The organism is Halosimplex salinum (assembly GCF_003730195.1).
Taxonomy (GTDB): domain Archaea; phylum Halobacteriota; class Halobacteria; order Halobacteriales; family Haloarculaceae; genus Halosimplex; species Halosimplex salinum.
In genome coordinates this window covers 76,115-102,393 of the sequence record NZ_QWGG01000011.1, presented here as the reverse complement: position 1 = coordinate 102,393, position 26,279 = coordinate 76,115, and the positions used below count along the sequence as shown (strand labels likewise).

The 26,279-nt window shown below is 58.4% G+C and carries 27 protein-coding genes; 14 read left to right on the top strand and 13 right to left on the bottom strand.

Annotated elements, in window-relative coordinates; translation table 11 throughout:
• Nucleotides 1-122 precede the first annotated feature (122 nt).
• The 3 genes from D1409_RS21100 to D1409_RS21085 all read left to right on the top strand — a co-directional run bounded on the left by D1409_RS21100 (nt 123) and on the right by D1409_RS21085 (nt 5,223).
• Nucleotides 123-1,625 (top strand): AAA family ATPase, encoded by a 1,503-nt coding sequence (locus tag D1409_RS21100; RefSeq protein WP_235853660.1) that lies wholly within the window; start codon nt 123-125, stop codon nt 1,623-1,625.
• Nucleotides 1,626-1,715: 90 nt separating this feature from the next.
• Nucleotides 1,716-4,802 (top strand): VWA domain-containing protein, encoded by a 3,087-nt coding sequence (locus tag D1409_RS21095; RefSeq protein WP_164471831.1) that lies wholly within the window; start codon nt 1,716-1,718, stop codon nt 4,800-4,802.
• 160 nt (nt 4,803-4,962) lie between these two features.
• Nucleotides 4,963-5,223: an ATP-binding protein gene (locus D1409_RS21085; RefSeq protein WP_123538946.1), complete on the top strand. Its 261-nt coding sequence runs from the start codon at nt 4,963-4,965 to the stop codon at nt 5,221-5,223.
• Nucleotides 5,224-5,533: 310 nt separating this feature from the next.
• Here the strand turns inward: D1409_RS21085 and D1409_RS21080 are convergent, their stop codons facing one another.
• Nucleotides 5,534-6,178 (bottom strand): Cap15 family cyclic dinucleotide receptor domain-containing protein, encoded by a 645-nt coding sequence (locus tag D1409_RS21080; protein ID WP_123538945.1) that lies wholly within the window; start codon nt 6,176-6,178, stop codon nt 5,534-5,536.
• Between the two features lie 3 nt (nt 6,179-6,181).
• Nucleotides 6,182-7,057 carry a nucleotidyltransferase domain-containing protein gene (locus tag D1409_RS21075; protein WP_123538944.1) on the bottom strand — a complete coding sequence of 292 codons (876 nt, stop codon included), beginning with the start codon at nt 7,055-7,057 and terminating at the stop codon, nt 6,182-6,184.
• Nucleotides 7,058-7,192: 135 nt separating this feature from the next.
• Here D1409_RS21075 and D1409_RS21070 point away from each other — a divergent pair, with 135 nt between their 5' ends.
• The 5 genes from D1409_RS21070 (at nt 7,193) to D1409_RS25855 (ending at nt 10,191) form a co-directional block, all read left to right on the top strand.
• Complete coding sequence (locus D1409_RS21070) at nt 7,193-8,107, top strand: nucleotidyltransferase domain-containing protein (RefSeq protein WP_123538943.1); 915 nt, start codon at nt 7,193-7,195, stop codon at nt 8,105-8,107.
• Nucleotides 8,085-8,771, top strand: a complete 687-nt coding sequence (locus D1409_RS21065; RefSeq protein WP_123538942.1) for a Cap15 family cyclic dinucleotide receptor domain-containing protein — start codon at nt 8,085-8,087, stop codon at nt 8,769-8,771. The genes D1409_RS21070 and D1409_RS21065 overlap by 23 nt, the downstream gene beginning before the upstream one ends.
• Nucleotides 8,772-9,009: 238 nt before the next feature.
• Entirely contained in the window at nt 9,010-9,426 is a 417-nt protein-coding gene (locus tag D1409_RS21060) for a hypothetical protein (protein WP_123538941.1), read from the top strand.
• Between the two features lie 14 nt (nt 9,427-9,440).
• The gene (locus D1409_RS21055) at nt 9,441-9,797 is read left to right on the top strand and encodes a hypothetical protein (RefSeq protein ID WP_123538940.1); all 357 of its coding nucleotides are present in this window, start codon (nt 9,441-9,443) and stop codon (nt 9,795-9,797) included.
• A complete protein-coding gene (locus D1409_RS25855; protein WP_449404909.1) occupies nt 9,709-10,191 on the top strand; it encodes an HVO_A0114 family putative DNA-binding protein in 483 nt (160 codons plus the stop codon). The genes D1409_RS21055 and D1409_RS25855 overlap by 89 nt, the downstream gene beginning before the upstream one ends.
• A gap of 493 nt (nt 10,192-10,684) precedes the next feature.
• Here the strand turns inward: D1409_RS25855 and D1409_RS21040 are convergent, their stop codons facing one another.
• Complete coding sequence (locus tag D1409_RS21040) at nt 10,685-11,203, bottom strand: ArsR/SmtB family transcription factor (RefSeq protein ID WP_123538938.1); 519 nt, start codon at nt 11,201-11,203, stop codon at nt 10,685-10,687.
• 138 nt (nt 11,204-11,341) lie between these two features.
• On the opposite strand from D1409_RS21040, the gene D1409_RS21035 reads away from it, so the two are divergent.
• Nucleotides 11,342-12,151 carry a PD-(D/E)XK nuclease family protein gene (locus D1409_RS21035; protein ID WP_206425149.1) on the top strand — a complete coding sequence of 270 codons (810 nt, stop codon included), beginning with the start codon at nt 11,342-11,344 and terminating at the stop codon, nt 12,149-12,151.
• 74 nt (nt 12,152-12,225) lie between these two features.
• On the opposite strand, the gene D1409_RS21030 is transcribed toward D1409_RS21035, so the two are convergent.
• Both D1409_RS21030 and D1409_RS21025 read right to left on the bottom strand, forming a co-directional pair.
• The gene (locus tag D1409_RS21030; RefSeq protein WP_123538937.1) at nt 12,226-12,786 is read right to left on the bottom strand and encodes a TATA-box-binding protein; all 561 of its coding nucleotides are present in this window, start codon (nt 12,784-12,786) and stop codon (nt 12,226-12,228) included.
• A gap of 78 nt (nt 12,787-12,864) precedes the next feature.
• Entirely contained in the window at nt 12,865-13,032 is a 168-nt protein-coding gene (locus D1409_RS21025; RefSeq protein WP_123538936.1) for a DUF1931 domain-containing protein, read from the bottom strand.
• A 128-nt stretch (nt 13,033-13,160) separates the two neighbouring features.
• Between D1409_RS21025 and D1409_RS21020 the strand changes: the two genes are divergently transcribed.
• Complete coding sequence (locus tag D1409_RS21020) at nt 13,161-13,454, top strand: PadR family transcriptional regulator (protein ID WP_089768627.1); 294 nt, start codon at nt 13,161-13,163, stop codon at nt 13,452-13,454.
• Between the two features lie 68 nt (nt 13,455-13,522).
• Nucleotides 13,523-14,425, top strand: coding sequence for a hypothetical protein (locus D1409_RS21015; protein ID WP_123538935.1), 903 nt, complete (start codon nt 13,523-13,525; stop codon nt 14,423-14,425).
• 22 nt (nt 14,426-14,447) lie between these two features.
• On the opposite strand, the gene D1409_RS21010 is transcribed toward D1409_RS21015, so the two are convergent.
• The gene (locus tag D1409_RS21010; protein WP_123538934.1) at nt 14,448-16,022 is read right to left on the bottom strand and encodes a PAS domain S-box protein; all 1,575 of its coding nucleotides are present in this window, start codon (nt 16,020-16,022) and stop codon (nt 14,448-14,450) included.
• Nucleotides 16,023-16,497: 475 nt separating this feature from the next.
• Between D1409_RS21010 and D1409_RS21005 the strand changes: the two genes are divergently transcribed.
• Together D1409_RS21005 and D1409_RS24895 are read left to right on the top strand one after the other, a co-directional pair.
• A complete protein-coding gene (locus D1409_RS21005) occupies nt 16,498-17,298 on the top strand; it encodes a ParA family protein (RefSeq protein ID WP_123538933.1) in 801 nt (266 codons plus the stop codon).
• Nucleotides 17,295-17,867: a hypothetical protein gene (locus D1409_RS24895; RefSeq protein WP_164471830.1), complete on the top strand. Its 573-nt coding sequence runs from the start codon at nt 17,295-17,297 to the stop codon at nt 17,865-17,867. The genes D1409_RS21005 and D1409_RS24895 overlap by 4 nt, the downstream gene beginning before the upstream one ends.
• Before the next feature lie 83 nt (nt 17,868-17,950).
• Here the strand turns inward: D1409_RS24895 and D1409_RS20995 are convergent, their stop codons facing one another.
• The 7 genes from D1409_RS20995 to D1409_RS20965 all read right to left on the bottom strand — a co-directional run bounded on the left by D1409_RS20995 (nt 17,951) and on the right by D1409_RS20965 (nt 25,594).
• On the bottom strand, nt 17,951-19,234 hold the full coding sequence (locus D1409_RS20995; RefSeq protein ID WP_123538931.1) for a tyrosine-type recombinase/integrase: 1,284 nt from the start codon (nt 19,232-19,234) through the stop codon (nt 17,951-17,953).
• 447 nt (nt 19,235-19,681) lie between these two features.
• Nucleotides 19,682-21,268 carry a transposase gene (locus tag D1409_RS20990; protein ID WP_095638025.1) on the bottom strand — a complete coding sequence of 529 codons (1,587 nt, stop codon included), beginning with the start codon at nt 21,266-21,268 and terminating at the stop codon, nt 19,682-19,684.
• A gap of 404 nt (nt 21,269-21,672) precedes the next feature.
• Nucleotides 21,673-23,955 (bottom strand): copper-translocating P-type ATPase, encoded by a 2,283-nt coding sequence (locus D1409_RS20985; protein WP_095638026.1) that lies wholly within the window; start codon nt 23,953-23,955, stop codon nt 21,673-21,675.
• 132 nt (nt 23,956-24,087) lie between these two features.
• Complete coding sequence (locus D1409_RS20980) at nt 24,088-24,285, bottom strand: heavy-metal-associated domain-containing protein (protein ID WP_004594582.1); 198 nt, start codon at nt 24,283-24,285, stop codon at nt 24,088-24,090.
• Nucleotides 24,286-24,431: 146 nt separating this feature from the next.
• Nucleotides 24,432-24,827, bottom strand: a complete 396-nt coding sequence (locus D1409_RS20975) for a hypothetical protein (RefSeq protein ID WP_004594583.1) — start codon at nt 24,825-24,827, stop codon at nt 24,432-24,434.
• Nucleotides 24,828-24,964: 137 nt separating this feature from the next.
• A complete protein-coding gene (locus D1409_RS20970; RefSeq protein ID WP_004594584.1) occupies nt 24,965-25,240 on the bottom strand; it encodes a DUF7521 family protein in 276 nt (91 codons plus the stop codon).
• 3 nt (nt 25,241-25,243) lie between these two features.
• Nucleotides 25,244-25,594, bottom strand: a complete 351-nt coding sequence (locus D1409_RS20965) for an ArsR/SmtB family transcription factor (protein WP_092817278.1) — start codon at nt 25,592-25,594, stop codon at nt 25,244-25,246.
• A gap of 114 nt (nt 25,595-25,708) precedes the next feature.
• On the opposite strand from D1409_RS20965, the gene D1409_RS20960 reads away from it, so the two are divergent.
• Nucleotides 25,709-26,269 (top strand): DoxX family protein, encoded by a 561-nt coding sequence (locus D1409_RS20960; RefSeq protein ID WP_092817279.1) that lies wholly within the window; start codon nt 25,709-25,711, stop codon nt 26,267-26,269.
• Nucleotides 26,270-26,279: the final 10 nt, after the last annotated feature.

Below are 26,279 nucleotides of genomic sequence, written 5' to 3'. Positions count from 1 at the left end.
TCGACTAACCAGCGCGCCAACTGCGACCACCATCCTGTTACGGTCTCACAGTCGAACATTTTTCCCGCACTTCGCTCCGTGAACGCGATTGACCAGTTATGTCACAAGTAGCCCCACAGTCCATGAGTACCGACGACCAGCAACGGTTCCTCAGCCACCTCGCTGCCGGCCTCATCAAAGAAACCGGCGGAGATCTCCCAATCGAGACACTTCACCTCCGCGCCAGCGATTATCTCGACCTCGATGGCGACACCGTCACCCGGCTCGTCGAGGACGGGGCTAGCAACGGAATCTACACGCTCGACCGTGACAGCGACGGCGGTCAGCGCATCACGAGCGTTACCCCAGAAGGCGACTGCCCGACTGAACTCGCCGCACACGTCGACGCTCTCACTGCCTCTGCCGACAGTATTGATTTCACCATCCTGGACGGCGTCGGCGACAGCGTCGAGCAGAACCTCATCGACGCGGGGTACACCACGTTCGGCGAACTCCACCGTGCAGACCCTGAGAACCTCACAGATATCCCAACCCTCACAGGGAGCAAAGCCCAGCTCATCGTTCAACAGGCCGGTCAGCACGTCCAGGTCGAGACAAAGATCGCCGAAGACGCCCTCACTCGGTACCGTGAACGCCTCGGCGATGACACCTCCGGTTCGGCGACCGTCTACTCCATCACTGACGTCGATCAGGACGTCGGCGACCCGCTCGCAGTTGTCGACTCCTCGATGCCGGTCGAAGAGGCAACCTTCTACGGACTCCCCATTCTCGAGGACAACGACCACCCACACATCGTCCGGAAGCGCGATATGCCTACGCGGGCCGATGAGGTAATCGTACCGAAGACGACGACGATGGAGGATGTCCAGCTCGACACGCTTGAAGCGACTGCGATGAAGCTCGCCCGCGGCAACCGCGGCCTCCGACTGGTCGGCCCTCACGGCGCCGGGAAGAACTACCTCCTCAAATACCTCCACTACAAGACAAATCGCGTCCTCGTCAGCGTCGACGCCGACGCCTCGATGCTCGCCCAGGACCTCCTCGGAATCTCTACGGTCAACGAGGACCGCATCGTCGTCTTCCGCGACGGCATTCTCACGAAAGCGATGAAGCACGGCTACACGATCGTCATCAACGAGGTGAACGCCGCGCCGGCGGGTGTGATGATGGCGCTCCAGAAGGTTCTCAATCAGAACGTCCTGACGGTCAAGGAATCCGGCGAGGAGATCATCCCGCACCCGGCCGCTCGGATTGTCGTCACGATGAACCCACCAACGCGCGAATACCGAGGGAGCGAACCGATGAACGCCGCGACTCGTGACCGCTTCCAAACCATCTTCTTCGACTATATGGACCCCCAGGACGAGATCGACTTTCTCGATCAGAAGTACAACACAAGTCGCCAGCGCATCGACCGAGACAGCCTCCGTCGGATGGTCGAGTTCGCGAACGCCACCCGCGACAACGAAACGTGGCCGACGCTCTCCACCCGGAAGCTCGAAGATGCCATCGACTGGTACGATATGGGGGCGAGCGTTCGCGGTGCCCTCAAGCACGTCGTGAAGGCGAGCGCCGAACCCCACCAGAACCCCGACGATACCTACGACAAACTCGAAGACACCTGACTCCCCGGCCTGCCGTCGCCAGCAAGGGGTTTCTCTCGCGCGACGGCACGTAGCCGCGTCCAACCGTCTTCATCAGAGGTGATTCCAGTTATGCCATCACTCACAGCCGCGTCGAGCGGCGCCGACACCGCACGGTCCGTTCTCCCCGACCGTCCAGCGCAAGCCCGCCGCTCCCAACAGCGAACCCGACGGTTGACCGAGTACATCCAGGCTCACACCGGCGAAAACATCGAAGTCGTCCTCACATCACACGTCCAGACTGCGTGCGTTCTCCCGACAGACGCCGATCGCCTAATCGACGCCGATGCGACCGACTTCGACCAGCAGGCCGCCCAGCAGCTCGTCGATGCCGTCGACGGCGACTACCTCGTCCTCATCTCCACGAATCCGGCGAATCTCGATAACCTCCCGCTCGACGACCAGCTCACGGCCGACCGCGCCCAGCAGTTCGGTCTCTCACTACACGAACTCGGCCACATCCGTTACACGAACATCTCGGTCGTCGCCGACCATCTCAACGAGCGCGTCGACGAGGAGTACCAGGAGTTCGTTCATGGCCTCATCAACTACGCCGAGGACGCCGCAATCGAACACCAACTCCGAGCGGCACAAAGTCAGCTCGCCGCCGACCGCCTCGAGCTCGTCAACCGGAGTCTCACTCAGATGGCGAGCGATCTCCCCGACACCGCTACTATCACCTTCACCTACCGGGACGCGATCCAGTCCTACCTCTACGACCACGGCATCTACGACTCTGGGAAGAGTGACGTCCTCCTTGACCCGGCCGACCTCCGGATCACCTTCCAGTCCCAGGATGACGCGGCGGCCTTCGCGCAGACACAGGACGCGCTCGATGACCTCCTCGCGACCGTCCTCAGAGAACCCGACTCCGTGAAGCGTGGGGATGCCGTGCTCGACTGCTGGGAACAGACTATCAAGCCGCTCCTCAACCAGATGGACGAGGACAACCACCAGCAGGGTCAAGAAGACGAAAACACCGCCGCAACGGGTGGCAGTAGTCCGAACACGCCCCCGTCGCCCTCTCAGTCCGACTCCTCGACGCCAGACGAGTGCGAACAGGGCGAGTCGATCGAACCGTCCGCTGACCCCGACACGGACGCAGAGGCAATCGATGAGTCGCCGGAGGATGCACCCAGTGGGGACGGCGCCGCAGACGCCGACCCGAGTGACGTCTCGGAGTCGCCAACCGGCGGCAGTCCGGAGACGTCCGGAGATACTCCTAACGGCGAGCAGGGTGAGTCGCCCGCTGACCGCGACCCCTCGGAGGCATCGGGTGATGACGCTTCCGCGGAGCCGCCGGCGGACTTCGACCCAGAGAACGTCTCCCTCGAGCAAACTCAGGATGGCCCCTCCGCAGACGTCCTCGCCTACCCGGATATCGGGACGGCAGACACCGCTGACGAGCTCGCGCCCGACGACGCCGGGGCCTCTGCACACGACGACGGAGCCTCGTCCGAGTCCGATGTGGAGTCCGATGCCGAGCCTAACCCCCAGGCCGAGTCGATGGACACCTCCCCGGACGAGGGCGAGAGCGACGATCCGTCGGACGAGTCGGGGACGGATGCTAGCGGTGCAGACTCCGTGGACGGAGAACGTGACAGTGGTGTTGGAGCGTCCAGCGCCAAAGATCTTGAATCCACGTCCGACGAGATCGGAGGGTCGGCGGCCGAAGAGAGCGGCATTGAGGAGCAGGGAGACGGAGGGCCCACCGAGGGCGCCGCAGACAGTAGCGGAGCGTCCGATGCGTCGAGTGGCCCGTCGAACGGGCAGGCGTCGATTTCGGACTTCCTCGGCGGTGACAGCGCCGGGCGCGACAGCGGTGAGGCCGCGAGTACCGACGAGGAGGCGACCTCAGACGGCTCAGATACCTCAGATACGTCCGACACGACCGGTGGAAACACGGATGGCGCAGGAGCGCCCGACGATCGCGCTGACGGCGTTCCATCTGAAGACGATGGCGAGGCCAGAGACGCGACTGGCGGCACGGACGGGGGCGACACGGACGACACGGGGGACGGAAGCACCGGCACGGCAGGTAAGGATGGAGAGGACGCCGACTCAAACACGCTCGACGACCCCGCCGCTGACGGCACTACAGAAGACGGCGAGACGGACAACACCGGCAAGCCGGCCGAGGAAGCCGCAGCGCCGCTCGCCGAGCCAGCGTACGATGATTCCCTTGACGAACGAGCCGACGCGCTCAGCGCGGACCACGCCGCCGCTCACGAGGAAGCCGACCGCGCCACTCCCGAGCAGGACGCGCTCGAACGCGACCTCGAAGAAACCCTAGCCGCCCTCGAAGATCTCGCGAGCGACGGCGACACCGACGAGAGCGGCGAGAGTCCCGACACGTCGACCGCACGGCGACGTGGCGGCACCGGCGCAGGAAAGGGAAGTCTCGACTCGCTCTCGGTCCTCCCGCAGATCGGTGAGCAGGCACCTCCCGCGAGGTGGCAAGCTGCGACCGCGGGTGCAGACGCCGTCGGTGGCACTCTCCGGATGGCGCTCCGAGAGAGTCGCCGTGACCAGACCCGCAGCGGTGTCACCAGCGGGAGCTTCGACCGACGCCGCGCTGGCACTCTCGCCCGCGGCGACGTCGACGCCTTCAGCGTCCGCCAGCAGGGCGACGAGAAACAGTACGACCTCGTCCTCGTCCTTGACCGCTCCAGCTCGATGAGCAATCTCATCGACACCGCCGAAGACGCCGTTGCACGGTTCGCTCTGGCCTGCGAGGACCTCGGCATCAACGTCGCCATTATGGACTTCGTCCATGGGGACGCCCGCCTCATCAAACCATTCAGCGTCGAGACCGAACACGTCCAAGCGAGTCTGCTGAGCGGCAAGACGGGCGGCGGTACGCCTCTCACTGATGCTCTCGGACTCGCCCGCCGCCTCCTCGAGCAGCGCCGCGACTCCCCCCTTGTCCTCATCATCACCGACGGCAAGCCCGGCTCTCCTGGTGACTACCAAGAGGAACTCCAACAGACGTACGCGCCTGTATGCGGGCTCACGCTCGCTCTCGATTTACCCCGCGGGCAGGCTCCAGAGCGCGCGAAGGACGTCGAGCAGTTCTACGATCGCCACCTCTACGTCCACGACGCCATCGACCTCGACCGCCGCCTCGACCAGTTCGCCGTGATGTTTGACGGGCTGTGAGCTACCCCTGCTACTTACTCGCTGACGCTCGCTCTTTGGGGCAGGGACTTCCTGTTTCAAGGACGCGCTTTGCAGGCACAACCGCAGTGTCCGCAGGAAGCGCAGTCTTCACAGGCGTTAATTCGGAGTATTCAACTCCTAGGTTGTCTTCCACGACGCAATCGAGTATGGTCAGGACGACGTGACTGTGAGAGTTGGCCGTACAAGAGACGGCTTCTGCGTTGAGGACACTGGACCTGGTATTCCTGAAAATGAACGTGACGATGTATTAGATAGCGGGTACACGACGAAACGAGAGGGAACCGGATTTGGACTCGCGATTGTCAAGCGGATCGTTGAGGCCCACGGCTGGGAGATCTATGTGACCGAAGGCAGTGACGGCGGTGCACGGTTCGAAATTATCGGTGTCGCCCAATCCTAAGCGCCACCAACGCCTTCATCGTCATCATCTCGCGAGAGAAGGAAGCCGACCCCACCACCTATTACCGCACCTATCGGTCCGCCAGCAGCGAACCCCATTGCAGCGCCACCACCAGTCCCAATGGCCTGGCGCTGGCCCTGTGTCATTTTTTCGTGCATCCCCAGGCTGACTGTCCCCGTGCCGTCGCACTTCGGACAGTCCCCAAAGCCTGTTTGCGGATCGGTCGTTGCGCCACTCCCGTTACAGGAGGGGCACTTCTTCGTCTCGCCCATGCACCATAATGGCCGTCAGAACGGCAAAGTTGTTCCGGTTACTCAACCCGCTCAAAATACATGTGCCCGTTGTTCTCACGGCCTGGGCCGGTGTAGTAGAGGCCTTCGAGTGTCTCTGTGTCTCCCTCGTCGCGGTACTCGAGAGAGGCGGTGCCGAAGTGCATGTCCAGGCCCTCGACCAGCGTGGAGCCCTCGTTCTCGTACTGGTAACTGATGCTCGGCCACTTTCCCTCCTCGGTCAGCATGGTCGCACCGTTACTGTCCGAGCGCGACTGTGTGGTTCTGAAGTGGACGTTGATCTTACGCCACGTCTGGTCGATGTCGAGCCACGCCTTCAGTTTCTGGCCGTCCTCGCTGGGATTGTCGTCGGAATGGAGCGCCTCATCGTCGATGTCTCCCTCATACGACGTGACGATCCAGCCCTCCCACTCCCCGTTGAGGTTCGGAACACGAGTGATGCCCAGCGCTCGCGCAGGCCAGGTCTTCCAGAACCACCCGACATGGGCTTTCCAGACGACGGCGAAGGCGAGACCCCACGAGACAACGAATCCAGCCGCAAACGGAAGAACAGTCGAAAGCTCCGAGGTCATAAGCTCAACGAGGATCGTGAGCCCGTATGCGAGCAGTGCCAGGACGCCGTAGACCTTCGGGCGGAGGTCGTTGTCCGTGGAGTACGTGTGCATGGCTTACCAATTGTCCCAAAGGTTGATCATCGCGTCGACGTACTGGTCCGCGTACCGGGTGTTCCACTCGGCAGGTCCCGAGCCGAATATGTCGGTGATGCCGTTCTGGCAGGTCCAGTCGCTGTAGTCGGTCTCGTTCAGGTAGCGGATAATCTTCAACACCCGGTCCTGCTTGTCGTACGTGTAGCGCCCATCCGGGACGTTGTACAGCAGATTCTCAATGAAGTACGACGGGACGTTCTCCTTGTCCAGCGTGTTGTTGTCGACGAGGTAGTTTCGGGCTCGCTTGAAGATCCGGACGGTCTCCTTGAAGCGGTTGTTCGTGCTCGACTGCTTGGTGCCCCCCTTGTCGATGTGCTGCTTCGGGTAGTTGACGATCTTCGTATTGCTGAGGTCGAAGAACGCGATCCCCGAGTGGTAGCCGTTCGGGTAGTGATAGTAGTCCCGGTGGTTCGCGCAGACGAGCACGTCGGCGTTGAAATTGCTCGTGTCGACCTCGATGGCCTTCCCGACCGGGTCGATAGCCGCGGAGCCGAATCGGGACTCCAGCACGTCGACGACATCGGTGCGGAACTCGTTCCAGCTGTAGTCCGGGTCGCCGGAGGTTCGTCGCCATCTGTCTCGCTCGTCTGGACTGAGCGCAGATACATCGGCATAGTACATGTCCGTGAGCTGGACAACGATGTCCACGTCGCTGCTCGCCCGCACGATGGTGTAGTTCGCGTAGGAGCCCTGCAGATACGTGTCAAAATCCGGGTCGGCGAGCGTATCACTCGACTGTAGCTCGTTCTGAATTCGGTTCTGAGTGCGTTTCGCCGATTCGATGGGGCCGTTATCGTATTGGGACCACGATTCGAGCGTCCCTGGGTCGATAGCCATAAGTCGGGTATGGGTATCTTCCCCGTGGACGGGCAAAGACTTCCCGGTATCACTTTCACCCCGCTGTGCGAACCATTAAAAGCCGGTAAGCATTACCTACGTCTATGAACGACACGCTTTCTCTCGGAGGCTCCCATGGCCATTGATGAGGACACCCTCGAAAGCTGGACGGATCCGAAACGAGCCGCCCTCCAGTCCGCGCAGGATACCCACACGAAGATCCGGAACGCGCTCAACGACAGCGATACGTTAGACGACATCGACTTCCACGACTTCCTCCAGGGCTCGTATGCGAACAACACGATCATCCGCGACTCAAGCGACGTCGATATCGTCGTTCGCCTCGACGAGTTCGAGTACTTCAATCTCCACGACCTTGACCCGGAAGACCAGGAGGACGTGGACGTCGAGGATTTCGACTACGGCTACGACGAGTTCCGCACCGACGTGCTGAGCGTTCTACAGGACACATATCCTGAGGGGACGTTCGACCCGTCCGGGAATGCGATCGAGATCTCCGCACCGGGGCTCCCACTTGACGCCGACGTCGTGGTCTGCGTCCAGTACAAGCACTACTACAACTATCCGCAGGGTTACTACGAGGGGATCGTCTTCTGGCCGACCGACTCGATATCCTCGGTCGTGAACTACCCGACGCGCCACCGAGACCACGGGTCGGACAAGCAGGACGACACCGACGACCGGTTCAAGGAGACGGTGCGGATGTTCAAGAACGCCCGCAAGGAGATCGTCGCGGACGGCTACATCACTAACGATATCGTTGCGTCCTATTTCATCGAGTGTCTCCTCTACAGAGTGCCACCGGGCCGGTACGTCGACGACCTCCAAGAACGGTATCTCAAGATCATCTCCTACCTGCAGGAGACCGACTACTCCGACTGGCGGTGCCAGAACGGCGTGACCGATCTCTTCGGCAACGGGTCGACGAAGTGGGACACCTGGCACGCCAAGCTGTTCATCGACGCTCTGGAAACGTACTGGGAGAACGCCGAGTCCAATAGCATGAATGCACGTCTATTCCAGCGATAACGAGTTCCGGTCGACGTTCCTGGCGATCCTGGGCGTGATCGCGTTCGTCATCGTGTTTGTATTGAACGCCTATGTCTTCCCGTGGCTCTACCAGCAGGTTCCGTTCGAGATCCCGCCGCTGATCGTTCCGGGGCTGGCCTTCGGAGTCGTACTTGGGCTGATCCATCGAGTGTTCGACCGGCGGTTATGGAACAAGCCCTGGATGCCCGATCTCATCGTCGCCGTTCCCGATCTGACCGGTCACTGGGAGGGCGAGATCAAATCCAGCTACGATGGCGAGATTCCGGACGACTACCTCGCTGACGGCGGGCACCAGCCGATGTCGGCAACCCTGGATATCGAGCAGACATGGAGCAAGATCATTGTTCACTTCGAAACCGAGCGGTCACCCTCGGTCAGCACGGGTGCCAGTTTCCAGACCGACGGAACGCTACACACAAAACTCGCCTATCTATTCGAAAACGAAGGTGCAGACGTCGATGAGCAGGCGGAAGATGAAGGGCCATATGACGGAACGGCGCGACTCACATACCAGGAGTCAGAGGACCGGTTGGCGGGTTACTACTACACTGGCCCTGCCCGTGCTTCTGAGCAGGGTGGTAGCCAGAAAACGACGTATGGCACGATGGTGTTCACTCGCGAGAGCGACGAACCCCAGAAGTGAAACCGATTATCCGGACTATCGGTCAGCCGCCGACGCGACAGTTCCGTCTTCGATCAGCGTTGCTCGACCGTTACCGACGACTCATCACAACAGAACAGGTGGCTCAGGTCAAGCTAACTGGCGATGCCTTGTGAGGTACTGAGTTTCTTTCCCACAGCTGTCTTAATGACTAGGCCAAGAACCGCCCTATCCTCGCATTTCTCCTCCCCCACACTGAGTCGAACGGTTCGATCGAACTATGTCCACACACCTCCCGACGAAGATCCTCTGCCACTGGTCGACGATGGTCGACACTACGACCAACGTCACCATCGACTCGAACGACCAGTCCCATCGCGTCGTCATCCGCGAATGGCCCGACCGCCTCCAAACCGACGTCGTCCACGAGCAGCGCGTTGGCGCAGGCGACGACTGGCAGGCCGCGGATCTCGAGGAAGTTCACCCACTCGTTCACCGAGGTGAAACCACGCTCTGTACGTGGACAAAAACGCGCTACGACCGAGGGATCGCGATGGCAAGCCACCGGAACGACACCGAGCATCGCATCGTTATTCGTACTATTGAAGCCGACAACGGCTTCGAGGTTGTTCACGAACGCCGCGGCCCCGACGAGAACATCTGGATGACCGTCGACGACCACCAGATCACCGCCTAACCACCCACAGACAGATGCCACGAGACAGATTCATCGGCGACAGCCCAGAGGACGCCCTCGAAGCGTTCATCGACGGATGGTGTCGCGAGCAGGAACGAGACGGCTACAGCTATGCCTACCAGGACAAGCGAATCACCGAGGATCAAGAGAGCAAGCCGAACGCCGACGCGAAGTTCCGGTTCACGCGAAAAGAGACGCTCTACTCGCCGACCTACCGGGAGTACGTGGGCTATATTTACGAAACACACGACGGTCGCTTCGCGGTCGAGCACTGGGACAGTTATGTCGATCGTAACACTCCGTCGCCGAAGCCTCCGGGGAAGACACCGCGCCGCCTTCGCGGGCGGCGACCTCGCGACACGCGCTACTGATTGGGTACGTCGAAACACCCGTTTTTGTTGCGGTCTGACTACAACACAAGACGACGGCCCCAACCGCCACACCAACGCAGACGGGGACGCTGAACTACGGTCCCGACTGGCCCGTGCCCTCGCTACCAGCGGTTTCGAGGACGTCCTCGTCACCGCCCGAGAGACCGCCAAGAAGGTCCTCACAGAGAAGCGCCAGCAACTCATCTCCCGCATCCGTGAAGGTGACATCAAGTTCGTCCTCGCCCTCGCCGATGACCTCGATCGCGACGTCTCCGGCGTCAGTCGCGACCTCAATCTTCTCTTTGAGGCCGATATCATCGAGTTCGATACCGACGACCAACGCAAAATCTCCTACCTCAAGCACGACACTGTCGTCGCCGAACCCATCGCGTAGCGACCTACGGACTCGGGCGAACGCTGTCCGGGAGACTCGGGACACGGTCACGAAGCTCAGTGAGGCAAGTTTCGAGGATTGCCATCGGATTCGAGTCTGTGAAGGATGCAGACTCACGGTGCGGTGCTGGCCACGCTTCGTGGTCAACTTGGAAATGGCTTGGGCCGAGCTTCTCGTGGGTTTTGTCTTGATGCCAGCCACATGACCACGGGGTCCCCGGTTCATTATACTGAATGCGGAACTCATCGCGCTTGGAATGGGGGCGCCACTCGAATTCAAGTGTCGCGTCGCCAGCATCCGTGTTTTGGTCAAAAAAGACCGCGCGATCGAGGGTCGCTACGAGACGGACTGGCCGCATCGGACTTGGTTTGGCTTCTACGGTCGTCACGCCAGCTTCCCGTTGAAGTCGATTTGTAACCCGTTTGTGGACCTCGTATCGGTGGAGATGCGTGTCTCCAGAAATCGGTGGATTTCCCATTTTACTGTCACCGAGTCAGTTGGCGGAGGCAATACGACTCTCACGAGTCGCCTCAATCGTATCATAGAGCTGAATCGCCTGCTTAATGAGCATCGCTTGGTGCTCATAGTAGTCCCAATCCTCCGCGTCGTGGCGCCGCTGCTGGCGTTCGGATGCCGGAATATCATCACCGACGGTCGCCCGAAGTTCGTCAGCGGACTCCACATCGTACTCCTCTTTCCACTCGTCGATATCGTCCCGGATTGCATCTAATTCAGCCGTGAGTTCGTCTTTTCGATGGTCGTTGACGAGGTCACGGATCTGATCGAAATACTGGGTGACTGGATCTGGATAGTAGCGGGTCTCGCGGCCTCGCTGGATCGTCGCGAGTTTATCCGCTTCGACCAGTTGCGTGAGATACTTTTCAGCCGTGTTTCGGGCAACACCAGCAGCCTCAGCTATCTCTCCCGCATTCTTTGGTTCACGAACCGTCATCGCAACCTCCCGAATCCGGGCGACCTTTGCCGTGTGATCCGTGGTTCCAGAGTCGCTCATACACGTATTCGGATCTCCAGCACCATTACTGTTTTGAATCCTAGTTCAAAATATTGAATTAGTCTTGTTTTTCGCCCGCATACCGACGAACGGGCCTCGCATCCATCGCTGCGACGCCGTTCGAAGAGGAGATTCGCTATGATCGACTTCGAGTCCGCAATCCAGTCCACACTCATCCAGCTCAACAACGAGCATAGCCACACCGAGCTCGACCCCTACACCTTCCACCCGAGTCAGCTCGCGAAGTGCCCCCGCCAATGCTACAACTCAAAACTCGGTCTTCTCGACCATACCGACGCGCTTGGTACCTTCCACACGGGAACCACCATCCACGAGTTTATGGAAAACGAGGTCACCCCGGACCTTGACGTCGAAACCCAGAGCGAAGTCGCAATCGAGATGGAGATGGATGGGCTCACGATTATCGGCCATGCCGACCTGTACGAGCCCGGCACCAACACTGTCTACGACTACAAGTCGCGAGCAAACTGGTATCGGTTCAATCCACCCATCGAGCGCCATCTAGATCAGATCAATCTCTATATGAAGGCGCTTGGTGCGTCTCAGGGCCAGATCGTGTACCTCGCGAAGTCCGATCTCGAAGTTCGGACGTGGCCACCGGAGAGTGCTGGCATTGATGGCTTCGGTCCCGACCCGGGGCGCGTCCAGGACCTTCTCGAGAAAGGCAAGCACATCGCCGCCACAATTATCGACGAGGGCTACCCGACGAGCAAAGAAGAGATTCCCTTTGAGAAGTGTGACTGCTGGCTCTGCGAGAAGGAATCCCTTCGCTTCGATCATCTCCAAATGGATGCTGATTCGACCGAAGCGTGCAACGCACTCGGAGTAGAAGGCGACGATACAACGGACTTCGAATCGGTTGAGGAAGACAACAGCGGGGACGTCACAAGTAGTAGTGGCGTCTCCCAATCTCCTGCTGACATCTGAACACTATCATCTACCGCCCCCATTCTCATCTGTCTCCGGCCGACCACTTCGATGGATTCTATCGAGAAATCAGATTAGCTCAGTAATCCAAGATCGTTGAGTCGGTCTTCGATGTTTACCAGGGCTTTTTCAGCGTCATCGAGTTGTGTTCCACCAGTGATGACGAGTTTCCCACTTCCAAAGAGGAGTGCGACCACGTCCGGGTCATCGAGTCGGTAGACAAGCCCCGGGAACTGTTCAGGTTCGTATTCGACGCTTTCGAGGCCCAGACCGATCGCGATGGCGTTCAAATTGAGGGTGTGGTCGAGATCCCCACTTGAGACAATATTCTGGATTTCAATCTCTGGCGAGGCTACGACATCGACCCCCAACTTGCGGAGTTCGTCGAAGACGTGGTTAAGCGCATTCGTCACGTCGTCAACGCTGTTTGCTCCCGTACAGACGACTTTTCCCGAGCGGAATATGAGTGCTGCAGCTTTGGGATCGTGCATCCGATAGACGAGTCCCGGGAAGTTATCGGGATCGTAGTCGGTCGCTCCTAAGTCTCCAGAGAGCGTTTCGAGGTCGAGTTCTTGACCGATATCGGATGAGGCAACGACGTTCTCGACTTGAATTGACTCCGCTGTCATACTCATAGAGATATCTACCAGTCACGAGTGTCTTAAAAACAGGTGGGTGAATTCGAGCAATGGGTGTAGTACTTTCCAGCCGAGCTAGAGGTCGCGGGGCTGGACAGTTTTCCGATCGTTTTCCTCGGCACGCCGGGCTGCATCTTCGAGCACTTCAGTTACTTCGTCGTCCAGTGCTTCGTAGAAATCCGCCGAGACGTTGTGGTCATTGAGCGCTTCTTTTACAGCCGATTTGACGATCAGGTCTGTCATACGCAGCGGCACTTCTCCCGTCCTCTGTATAAACATACAGGTATCCGATTCGGCGCTTGCAGAGGTTTTACCGCCATCTGCAGGACAACAGACGTATGGGATAGCACTTCGTATCAGGGAGCGGGACGATGCACGACCTGACCGGATTCCAACGGGACCTCCTGTACGTGATTGCTGGCCTTGATGAGCCCCACGGCCTCGCCATCAAGGAGGAACTCGAAGACTACTACGAGAAAGAGATCCATCACGGCCGACTCTACCCGAACCTCGACACGCTTGTTGAGAAGGGACTCGTCGAGAAAGGCGAGAAAGACCGGCGAACGAACGTCTATACGCTCACGCGTCGTGGCCGTCGTGAAATTGAGGCTCGACGCGAGTGGGAGTACCAGTACGTCGAACCCGCAGAGTCCGCTCCTGCATAGATACGCTTAAACAGCCGATCCAACCTATCGAACGAAGGTTACTCCCCTCCACCATTATATCCATTCAGATGCACGACGAGGCGTTCTTCGAACAGCTACGGTCAATTTGTTCAGATGCTGTTGATGCGTACCGGAAGGAGTACCCGGACGCACCACCCCTAACCGATTCACTCCTACAGAGTTCCGATGGTCCTCTCGCAAGCGAGGCTGACCTTCACGAACGCTTCGATGAACTCACGCGATTTTACGACGACCTTCTCGATGTCGATTCCACACCGTACCGCGAGATGTGGCGTGAACATCTTGTGTACGACTGTTCGCGTAGGGAGCGTCTCGCACTTTTCACGAGCGATCTGCCGGCCTCATTAACGCTCGTGTTCATCGGCGGGCGATATTCCGCGCGGACGGGCAGAATCGGCGTGAGCCCAGGGCAGCTCCCCGAGACGACGGCGTACACGTATTTAGCGTCGGAGTTGTGCCACGCGTATCAGCACCAGTTCGACTCACCAACGTGGAAACACCCGTACCTGCAGGAAGGTTTCGAGCAGGCAGTGTCAGTCCGTACGCAAGCACATTTCGCCACTGAGCTACAGTACGACTTCTTGACTCATCTCGCGGAGAGACAGCATACGAAGATACTCTTGGAGGGCGTCCTTGCTCACGGAACGCGTCGAGGCGGGATCACACCGACGGCCGTTCGTGAACTCGGTGTTACCGACGAGGAGCTGGCTGCGCTTCGATCTCACCGTTTGTGGCGGCCTCTCGGATATCTTCGCCCTCGATACTGGTGGAGCGACGTTGCGTTCCTCCCTGAATACGCTCTCTTCGGCTCATTGCTCCTTGTAAGTGAGACAGCGGACGTTTCGGCTCCCTATGCCCGGGCGTTCCACGGCAACCACCCGTGGACGTCAGTTATCGACGAAATCACTGCGTCAACACCTGGCTGGCTCTGGCGGCTCTATCATCAGTAACTCGGTTTGAGCACGCAAGCATTCACGAAGCTGCCGGCAGTTGGATCTCGATGGCTGCACCCGGTCGATCCTCTAGTACATCGAGTTCACCATCAAGACTCGTCACGATCCAGTAGACGAGCCAGATCCCCAGTCGTTTGCCATGGACTAGGGGTGTCTCTTCACCCGAAAGAAGCACCGACCGCTCTAGGTCGGGTAGTCCAGGTCCATCGTCTATGACACGAATCACAACATCGTTGGCAGTGACACACACCTCAACCTCGATAGTCGGTGTATCGCCGGCGTGCGTAGCTGCGTTATCGACGAGCTCCCAAATCGCCGTCTCTAATCGTGGAGCGGTTTGTGCAACGGCAGTATCAGAGGCGTCGATCGTAATCGAGGCGTCAGAGTGCGCCTCATCAATCTGAGTAACAACTCGGGTGACAAGAGGCACAACATCAATCGGTTCAAGCTGCGGTGGGGAGTCGATATTCTCCTCGAGTTTCTGTACTGTCTCGCTGAGATCGATTAGCCGGTCGGCTGTATTATGAATTCGCTGGGCTAGTTCTACGTCGTCATCATCCACCGTTTCCTCCAAGAGTTCAGCATATCCTCGAATAACCCCCATATCATTCCGGAGGTTGTGCCGAAGTACCCGATGAATCACGCTGATCAGTCGATCGCGCCGCTTCCGGTCTGTCGCATCTCGCGTCATCCCCTGGACTGCAACGATATCGGCTGGCGTTTGGTTTGCCTGTGGCACATCAGCACCGTATATCGGCGTGACCCGGATGTCAGCATAGATGACCTCACCAGATTTCGTTTCGAGCGGGAGGTATGTCTCCTCGACAGTTTCACCAGCTAACACCCGTTCGAATAATCCCCACGCGGCTTCCTCTGTCTCTATATCCGGAAGGACAACCGTGAAGGGATGTCCGTTGAGCTCATCAGCAGTATACCCCAGCATCTCCTCAACTCCCGGCGAGTGGTAGGTGAATTCCCCATCGAGATCGATGCGAAACAGTAAATCGAAGCTAGCATCGATGACGGCTCGATAAATCTCTCGTCGTTCCTCGAGTGTTTGTTCCTGTTCCGCGAGATCTCTTTCGTAGTTCCGCTGCTCAATCTCATAGCCTACCATCTGGGCAATCAAATACGTGAATGACTTTTCGGCTTCTGAGAAGGCTTCTGCCCGCGGATCTCGCGATGAGAAACACACCGTCCCAAATGGTTCATCGTCGACGACGATTGGAGCCCCATGATAACAGCTGAGTTGGTGTGTTTGGAAGGCAGGGTCGTCTTCCCACCCTGCTTCGATAGCATCTGCGAACGAGACGATCTTTTCTTCTTGGACAGTCCGTCGACAGTATGACGTCGTGAGATCGAGTTCAAGACCGGGAGGAACTAGGCCATCTGAGGAGTCGGTACTGACGATCGCCGTCCACTCATTCGTTTCTTGATCGATCTGTGTGATGTACCCTTGGTCAACTCCAAAATACTCAACGCCAAGCTGAAGGACGGCTTCGAACCGTTCAAACAGAGACTGGTCACTTCGCATTATTTCATACAGCTCTGAATACGCCTCATTCTGCTGTAGCGGCCGTTCTCGTTCGCTCATACAGGGATGCTAATTCGGGATACACCTATTTGTTCCGCCAGTGGAGATATCCAATCAATTGGGATTTCCCAGTCCACCACCATTATCACACACCGTTTCCCTCAGATACATCAGATATGCCGTCATCAAAGATTTATCACGTTTGGTACATCCGTAACCTCAGATATAGCAGATATATCAGTAAGCGGAGTGAGCCACTACTGATCCAATTGGCTTATTCTCAGAACTCTCAGATACATCAGTTACCTCAGTCCCGCTACTTACGAACGAACCGTCAGTTATCTCAGATATAGAAGTGAGATGGCGAGTTTGCGGTGTAGAGGTAGATACGTCAGACATCTCAGATACACCAGATAGGAATCCCTCGAGACTCTCTCAACCCGCCTCTTCACTCAATCATCCATCTCAGATACATAAGATATAGCAGGTACGTCTGACAAACAATTATATCAGACGCCTCAGATACATAGGACACATGACGCAGATAATCGCCATCTCAAATCAAGCTGGTGGGGTCGGAAAGACCACTACCACCATCAACCTCGGTGGTGCGCTCGCGAACCAAGGCCACGATGTCCTCCTCATCGATGCCGACCCGCAGGGAACCCTCACCGAAGGCACGGGCTTCCGTGACCTCTACGATCAGAAGATACCATCACTCCACCAAGTGATGGTCGAACCAACACGCACCGAGGAGATCAATGAGATCATCGAGCATCACGACGAATTTGACGTCATTCCGTCCAATAAAGCAATGGACGGGCTCAAAGATATGCTCGTCACCCAGGTCGCAAACAGCGAAATGCGACTCAAAATTGCCGTCGACGAGCTTGACCACGACTATGACTTCATCCTCATTGACTGCCCGCCTGATCTCAGTCAAATCCTTGATAATGCCCTCCTCACTGCCGAACAAGTCCTCATCCCTGTTGAACCAACCCGACGTTCCATCCGTGCGATCGAGAAGATGAACGAGGAAATCGCCTATCTCTCAAACAGTTTCCCGGGCCAGATCGATACCATCGACATCCTTGGGATTGTCATCAACGCTGTCGAGAGCGTCCAGAACAACGATACCAAGCAGATGATCGAGTTCTTCAATGACGCTCCATACGACGTCTTCCAGGTGCCTGAGCGCGTCGCTATCCGGCGTGCTTGGAACAACGGCGTCTCTATCTTCCTTCACGAGGACGACGCGAAGACCGAGGACGCACGCGAAGCCTACACCGAGATCGCGAAAATGCTCGAACGTCACACTACGGAGGTGGAAGCATGAGCAGCAATGACGGCGACGACGAACTCGAGGAGCGGAAAAGCGACGTTTGGAGTATGGACGAAGTTCGAGGCGGCGGTACAAAGACGAAAGACACAGAAGATACCTCAGATACAGCCGACGAAGAATCGGCATCCATTACGTCCAATACTGCGGAAGACGCAGACACCCCAGATACATCAGATACCTCAGATATAGAAGATACCTCTGACGACGAATCCTCATCCACCACGTCCGATGTCGAAGATGCTGAAGATATGGCAGATACCTCAGATATACCAGACACAGCAGATGAGATCGACGACACTGCTATGCAAGCCGAGGGGGAGACTGTCCGACAGATGGCCCTTGACGCAGACGCGAAGGGTCTTGTTGTTCGCGACCTTCACAACGTGAACGTCTATCTCTACGAAAGCGTCTATCAGGAGATGCGTGTGAAGTACAAGGAGCTCGATACCGAGTATTTCGCCGCACACGGCGAGGATCTCTCGAAGAACAAGGACTTCTTCAACGCCGTCTTTCGGGCCGGACTCCAGAGCCCTCAGCTGAAAGAAGAGCTTGAGATTGACTGACTGCTCCCGTCGGATCTATTCACAAAATCGAGAGAAGGAGCTCGTATTCCTCTGTTTCAGGTCTTAGCGTATCCGAACCCTACTCACTGGACAGCGGTTTCTTTTGTGAATAAGCCCTCAAGATCCTCTCGCATCTCCTCGCGGCGATGTCGGCGCTTCTCCGCTTCTGAGAGATAGTTATCCAACACGACCTCCGCTGACTTCGACCCCTGCTCCTCAGCGACATCTGCAAACCGCTCGGCCACACGACGTACCGCCTCTCCGTATGCCGTGTACCAATATCGTCGCCCCATCTTCGGCGTCGGGACCTCCCCATCGACAGCCACTCCAGCGCGTTCTGCGAGGTTCTTGAATCGACGTCGAACCGTCGACGTCGACAGGTGCCCGCTCTCCGCCGACGAAGACGGGAACACAGCGCCCATCCAGTCGTCGCCGGCCTCCTCAACGACGGTGTCGATCCGTGCGGTTGCATCTTCAACACCTGTGAGGAGTGCGACCGTCCCGGGTCCGTTCTTCCGCTCACTCCCGAATTCGATGTACGGTCCGGCCTCCGTATCGTCTTCTGGTGGGTCGAGAACCAGCTGGTCAACGCGTAGCGACGCAACCTCGCTCGGTCGAAGCCCCCACCCGCAGACCCCAATCACGATGAGGCGGTCGACCGGATCGGTGGCTGTCTGATAGAGTGTTCGTATCTGATCAGCCTCAAGAGCCTGATTGTCCCACTCAGGCGTCGAATCCCACCCAAAGCGACGTTCCAGCTGATCGGTTGGGTTGTGACGTGCACGCTTGAACGTCACCTGATGGGTGTAGAACTGCCGAACTTCCTGGACGTACTTCCGTCGCGACGCGTGCGTTGTCAGCGTATCCTCGCGGCGACGCAGGACGTCGAACGTATCCGCGACGCGATCCATCTCGTCGGCCCGCGAAGCGTCGTCGTGAAGCGGTCCAAGCAGATCATCGGTGCCATTGACGTCCTTGTACGTCCGGACGTACAGACGGAGCGCAGAGCGGCGTGTGGCGACCGTCGACTCCGCCCGTCCCTGCCGATCGCGCAGCTCGACGAGATAGTCTTCGAGGGCGGTACGCGTCTCATCGTCGTCGACGAAGTCAAACGGCCCCTCCTCCGGCTTGGACTCAACCGGAACGTCGATCTTCTCGTAGAAGTCACCCGGTGAGAGGTCGAATCGCCGCGAGAGATGTTTGATGAATCCCGGAAAATGCGATTCGAGCCACGAATAGGTGGGGGTTTCGTGCTCAGGAGCGAGGCCCTCGGCGCGCATCTGCGGCGTAATCTCGTCGTGGTAGAAGATCTCGGCGTCCTCGAGGTCCATCGTGCTGTAGCGTGGAGTGTCGGTCGTCTCGGTCATAGTGTTCGTGTAGTCGTCTCGGTCAGTGAGAGACTCGAGTGTGAGCGCGAGTGAAATCGCCAGCAGGAGTGGACGTGCTCCGTGCAGTAGCGATTCTAAGTCTGATGGTTTCGGTGGATAGAGCGTTTCGTTCGATTTACTTATAGGTTGTCCTCTACTGTTTTCCACGTGGGAAAACGGCAAACGGACAATACCCATCAAAATAATACACCACAGGAATAAACTGTATAGCGCTATATCCAAATTCGGCTTGTGACGCTCACAGTTTCGGAGGATAGCCCAGTTTCAGATCGAATTAACATCACTTCGTGGTTCTTCTCACCGACCAGTCCTGATTTGGATCCTTACCGATCGCATCTACTGGGCGGACGTGCGAAATTGCGTAGATTCTGCCGCTCCTGATTAGGGTTGTCACTCCCAAACGGCGGACTCAGGGGGATCAGCCGGTTAGTCGTGTGGAATCAACGACGAGGCAACGAGCTCAACACACTCACCCGCAGTAATCACAGGTGCGTAGTCCATCTCACCTCCCACACTCGCTTTCAGCAGGAAGTCGGTGAGCCGCCAGATATTGTACAAGAGGACCGCGAAAACGAAGTAGAACAAACGAATGCGGTAGTCTTTCGAGGAGGTCTTCGCGAGAAAATCACCTTTGATCGATTTGTACTCACTCTCGATCTGCCACCGGCGGCTGTAGCGCTGACAGAATGTCTCGGCTTCCTCAGGACCGACTCGTAGATTCGTCGCGAAGACGGCCGTTCCCTCCCCACTCGTCGACGGCACGTACAGGAGCCGCATTGGATGCGATCCAGATTCTACATGGATAGAAGCCGACTCAACAGCCACCTCTTGGTCGTCTCCCTCCATTTGTTCGAGCACATCCCGTTCGGAGCTTGAGACTCGCTTCGGAATGAGGTAGTTCACATCGAGGTTTGAGAGTGTCTGGAACACTTGTATCGAGTCAAACTCTCGATCACACAGCACCGTCTCGATCGGAACTTGTTCTTTCGCTCGTCGAACGAGCCGTCGCACAGTACGATGGATCTGATTCGACGGGTTCTCATCCCACTCGGAACTCTCACGGACCGGCTCAACCGCCAGAACGAGCGGGATGTTCTGCCCGATGATCGAGAGGGTTGCGAATTTGAATGCTCGACCGTCTCTGTCCTTGGTCCCGCTGACCATCGGCATTCCTTCGACCTCTCCGTAATAGGGAATAGTCGTGATATCGATTGCAGCGGTGACCGGCCTTCGAAAGGATGCTTCCGAGGCGATCACGGAGAGCAAGCGATCCGTTGTCTCGTTGAATCCGTTCACGAGTTCTTCGGGATCGAACTGCTTGACGGCGCGGAGGTGGGTATCACCATGGGGGCTGTACTCTTCGCCATGGCGATATTGGAAGCGAGTCGCTCCCTGCGCAGTTCCACAGTGGACCATCCCCATGAACGTCTGTAGCTCAAAGAATTGTGTGTCCTCGTACGAGGCGTTCGACGCCCGACCAGAGTCGAAGTGACCGAAGGCGTGATCACGCGCGAGGCGCGTTGTCTGGATGATCTCCTCCTGTGAGAAGGATTTGTCTTCTACTGGATCTGCGGCTTCTTGCTCATCGTCGACGATCTCTGCCTTAGGCCGCACCTCCGGCGCTGAGATGTCGCGATCGTGGACTTCCTTGATGACGTAGTGGGCGGCTGTGGTGACGAACTCCCGGGTCGCCTCGTCGAACCGGTTACGCCAGGTCCGCGAGAGCACCGATTCGTCGGGGATTTTCTCCAAGTCGAAGACAACTGCGAGTTCGGGATACTGGGCGAGCGAACGGTAGCTTTCGCCAGTGAGTTCGCGGTAGAGTAACAAGCGTACCATCCCCTCGAACGAGTGCGGTGCTGGATGCCACTCTGGGTAGCCGTCATTGAGCGAATCGAACGGCCCCTCCAGAGTTCGAAGAGCCGTGCAGAGGGACTGATCGGCTTTGAGTGCCTCTGTGAGTGTCAACCCGACAAGGTAGGCGTCGGTCAATCGGTGCTCCTGAGAAGTCATGTGAGCTATCCCATCAGCCAGTCACACAAGCGGCGCGATCCCATCCTCTTTGCGCAGGAACCGCTGCTGTTGAATCGGTCAGCACAAACAAGTACTCTGTAAGTCTCGCAGCTACGCTTCGTTCACTCATAGCTAACACCTTCATTGATGATGACTCAATCATCCTGCTCGACGTTGAGGGTGAGAAACTGGTCGGGAGATTCTGGAATCAACTATGCTGAGATAACTCGTGTGAGGACAACCAGCTTCTCAAGAAGAGGCGCGGCGTGAGTGGGAAAACTGGCATCTATAGCCCGTTAAATCGGTTTACAGAGTGCCATCTATCCAAACTGCACCGATTTTCTGATTCCGAATACCAACCGTATGCAATCGAAAAACCCCTCCTAAAGCGATCAGGCAGAGTTTCAGTCTGCAGTTTGGGTGCTAGTGGATGGTGTCACTCCTGGAAGCTCGGGGATGGATAGATCCACCCGGCGGAGCAGTTGCGCGTTGATGGCGACGATTACTGTACTCAACGACATCAGAAGCGCACCCACAGCGGGAGACAGCAGAATCCCGATCGGTGCCAACACGCCTGCTGCGAGCGGAATCGCGAACACGTTGTAGCCGGCGGCCCAGACGATGTTCTCCTGCATCTTCCGGTAGCTCGCCTTACTGAGTTTCACGAGTCGCACTACATCCATCGGGTTGTTCTGCACGAGAATGACATCCGCCGACTGGACGGCGACGTCGGTGCCGCTCCCGATGGCGATCCCGACGTCGGCTCGCGTCAGCGCCGGCGCATCGTTTACACCGTCACCAACCATCCCCACGAGCTTCCCCTGGTCTTGGAGTTCCTGGACTTTCTCGTCTTTGTCTTCAGGGAGGACCTCGGCGAACACCGTGTCGATGCCCAGTTCGTCAGCGACAGCGTTGGCGACGTCCTGGGAGTCGCCAGTCAGCATCGCCACTTCGATTCCCAGATCGTGGAGGGCGTCGACGACGCGGAAACTCTCTTCACGGATTACGTCGGCCATCGCGAACGCGGCGATCAACTCACTGTCACGAACGAGATACACCACCGTTTGAGCGTTCTGTCCCGCCTCGTCAGCGAAGCGCTGGAGATGGGCGGGGATCTCGCTATCGAGCTGGGTCAACAGGTTCGGCCCACCGACGTACACCTCGTTTCCATCGACGTTTGCGCGAACCCCTCGCCCTTTGATCGCCTCGAAGGCGGTCGCGTCGGGAGTAGTTAGGTCTCGCTCGTCGGCGGCCTCGCGAATCGCTCGCGCGATCATGTGTTCGGAGTCACTCTCGACGGCTGCCGCCAGCCCGAGCGCGTCGTCCTCGTCGACGCCGTTGACGGTCGCCATATCCACGACGCCGTGTTCGCCCTCGGTAAGCGTCCCTGTCTTGTCGAAGATGATCGCGTCCAGATTCCGTGCGTCTTCCATCGCGATGCGGTCGCGAACGAGCATCCCGTTGCGAGCGGCGAGCGACGTGTTGATCGCGACGACCAGCGGAATGGCGAGCCCGAGGGCGTGCGGGCAGGCGATGACGAGCACCGTCACGACTCGCTCGATGACGGTCGCGTCGAACGAGACCGCGACGGTCCACGCAATCGCCGTCACGACTGCCGCCCCGAGCGCGACGTAGAACAGCCAGCCTGCCGCCCGGTCGGCCAGTACCTGCGTCTTGGACTTGCTCTGCTGGGCTTCCTCGACGAGACGCATGATGCCCGCCAGCGTCGTCTCCTCGCCCGTCGCGCCAACACGGACGCGGAGACTACCATCGCCGTTGATGGTGCCGCCGATGACCTCGTCGCCAGGCTCCTTCGAGACGGGCTTGGACTCGCCAGTGATCATCGACTCGTTGACGTCCGAATCACCTTCCTCGACGGTGCCGTCAGCAGGGACACTTGCGCCCGGCCGGACGAGCACGAGATCGCCTTCCGAGAGCTCCCTGACGGGAACCTCCTCGGTTTCTCCGTCGTCGGTAATACGCTCGGCGGTGTCTGGCATCAGTTTCGCCAGTTCGTCGACCGCGCTGGAGGCCCGCCGGACCGACCGCATCTCGATCCAGTGGCCCAGCAGCATGATGTCGATCAGCGTGACGAGTTCCCAGAAAAACGCAGACTGCGTCGGGAAGACCACGCTCGCGAGACTGTAGACGAACGCGACGGTGATCGCCATCGAGATCAACGTCATCATCCCCGGCGACCGGTCTTTCAGCTCCGGCACCGCCATCTGGAGGAACGGCATCCCACCGTACGCGAAGACGATGACCGCGAAGACGGGGTTGATCCACTCGCTGCCCGGGAACGCGGGGACGGAGAACCCGAGCCACTCCTGCAGCATTTCGCTGTATAGCAGGACTGGGATCGACAGGAGCGTCGAGACGAAGAAGCGCCGGCGGAACATCTGCTCGTGGCCCTCGTGCATCCCGCCATGCCCCTCACCGTGGCCCTCATGGGAACCGTGGTCGTGTCCTTCGCCCTCGTGTCCAGCGTGCTCGTGCTGCTCGTCGAGCACCGTCTCACTCTCCGCAGCAGGGTGTGCCTCTTCTTCCAGTAGCTCCTGTTCTACCCGCTGCTCGTCCGACTCGGCGTCCGATTCATCCTGCTCGCCGTGTTCGTGCTGGTGACTGCTGTCGTCCTGCTGGTGTTCCCCTCCAGGGGGATTCTCATTTGTATCTTTGTGGTCGTCCATAGCCCATATTCTCTGTAGAGGTGGATCCGCTGGCCCCCTGAATCTTCCCCACTGAAACTGTACAGCAGGACCAGCGTAGCGAAGCTTCAAAGACAACGGTTGGCCGTTGTCTCGGAGTGGTCCGCGCGATTCTCAGGCGTAAGCGGTGTACCCGGCGTCTTCGACGGCCTCCACGAGAGCTGTGACATTTGCCTCACCATCGACGCTCGCCTGTTCGCTCTCCCTGTCGACGGTCACGTCAGTCACGCCGGATACCTCTTCGAGGGCCTCTTCGACCGTCTGCTCACAGTGACCGCACGTCATGCCTTCCACGATGATCGTCGTCGTCATACAGGGATACACACGGCCTCCTCTCTTTAGCGGATTTCCCCTTCGAACATACTGATATCGTGGGACTCAAACTTTAGATTCAAAGTGATACCTGCGGCCGTAACGAACTAGACATCGGATGCGCCAGGTGTCAATAGCGAGAAGGCTCAAGTATCGTTGTGACGCTCCCTGTACGTCTTCGCCGCTAAAAAGACATAGAGTGCGCCGATAGCCCGAATGCCCAAGCGGAATCGCTCGTTCCATTCTATCGACTCTGGACGCTCGTACAGGAACGCGGTGGCAAATCTCTGATACAGGTCGGGGAATAAGAGGACTATCGCACCGAACACGCCGGTAAGATTCATCAGCAATGCGTATGCTCGCCCGTTAAAGAGTGAAAGCGCAGCTATCAGAACACCCTCCGACCGGACTGCTGGACGTATCCACCCTCTCACTGTTCCCTCGTCTGGATTCGAAATGGCGAGTTTCTCGAAGAGCTCGACGATTTCGTCCGGGAACAGCGCTGAGATAGCGCCGAGGACACCGACGAGTGTTCGAATCATACGATATGGTACGACCGATATGGATATAACTCCCACTGCGACGCTACACTATCGAGAACGAGGGGAGTCCGAACAGTAGCGGCTTCGAACCGGGCACGACGCGCAGAGGCCGCTTGTCGAATGGGCGTCCTGAATCCTTATGGATTCGGGGCATACAGGGCGTAGAGGATAGACAGCATCCCGGCTGCGGTGACGAGTGCTGCGACGAATCCTGCTTCGAAGATCGACACCTGGAGGAGTTCGAAGAGGACGCCTTCAAGGAGGCCGCCAAGCCCGACCAATGCGAAGCCGGCGGCGACGTACAGGAGTAACTGCGTGTGATGTCGTTGGTACCCGCGATAGGCCTGATATGCGATGACCAGTGCTAACGCGGTCGTGAACAGTTTGCCGATGACGAATAGCGTGTGGTCCATGATTCAGTCTCCCCGCATTTCCTCGAAGATGGTCGTAATCCGGTCGGCGGGGTCAGGCTGGATGTCGATGTTGACGTCGAAGCCCTCCGCCTGCAGGAGGATTTCGATGCGTTCGAGGCGCGCCTCATACTCGCTGTAGTGCCGTCCCCCGGGGTCGACGTGCGTATACTCCTCGAGGAGGCCCTGCTCGACGAGGCGGGTGACACGGCGCGAGACGGTCGGGCGTGACATGTCACATTCCTCGCTGAGCTCCTTCGCAGACAGGCGGTCGGTCTTCGTCGCCACGAGGATGTCGCGGGCGTACTCGTCGTCGAGTGTCGCGAAGATTTCCGACGGGTCGGCCTCCTCAGTCACACGTCTCTACTCGCGACAGGAGCGTAATATAGCCCGCCGATTTTCTGACCCAGAACGCCGGCTCGCCGTTATATCGTCTCTGCCTCCGTACTGATAGTTGAAGGTGCAATAACTATGTCCACACTCGACTCCGGCATGAATCAGCTCGAGAGCAGAGTCGGCGGTCTGACCGTCGGCGGGAAAGTTCACAGTCTCAGTGCGTGGTTCGTGCTCGCGCTCCGTCTCATGATGGGCTACGCGTTCGCGTACTCCGGGTTCACGAAGATCACCGGCGAGTTCGCCGCGGGCGGTTACCTCACGAACGTCGCGGCGACGAACGGCAACCCGCTCGCGGGGATGTTCGCGTGGATGGGGAGTACGCCGTGGTTCGTCGAGTTCGCGAACGTGGCCGTCCCGTGGGGCGAGCTGTTCATCGGCCTCGGCCTGCTCGTCGGCGCGTTCGTCCGCCTCGCGGCGTTCTTCGGCGCGCTCATGATGCTCATGTTCTACTTCGGGAACTGGGACATGAGCCACGGGTTCATCAACGGGGACTTCGCGTACATGCTCGTGTTCCTCGCGGTCGCCGCGTTCGCCGCGGGCCGCATCCTGGGCCTCGACCAGTACATCGAGAACTACGACGTCGGTGGCGAGACGCTCGTTGAGCGCTACCCCGCCCTCGAATACATCCTCGGCTAACCACGCCGAA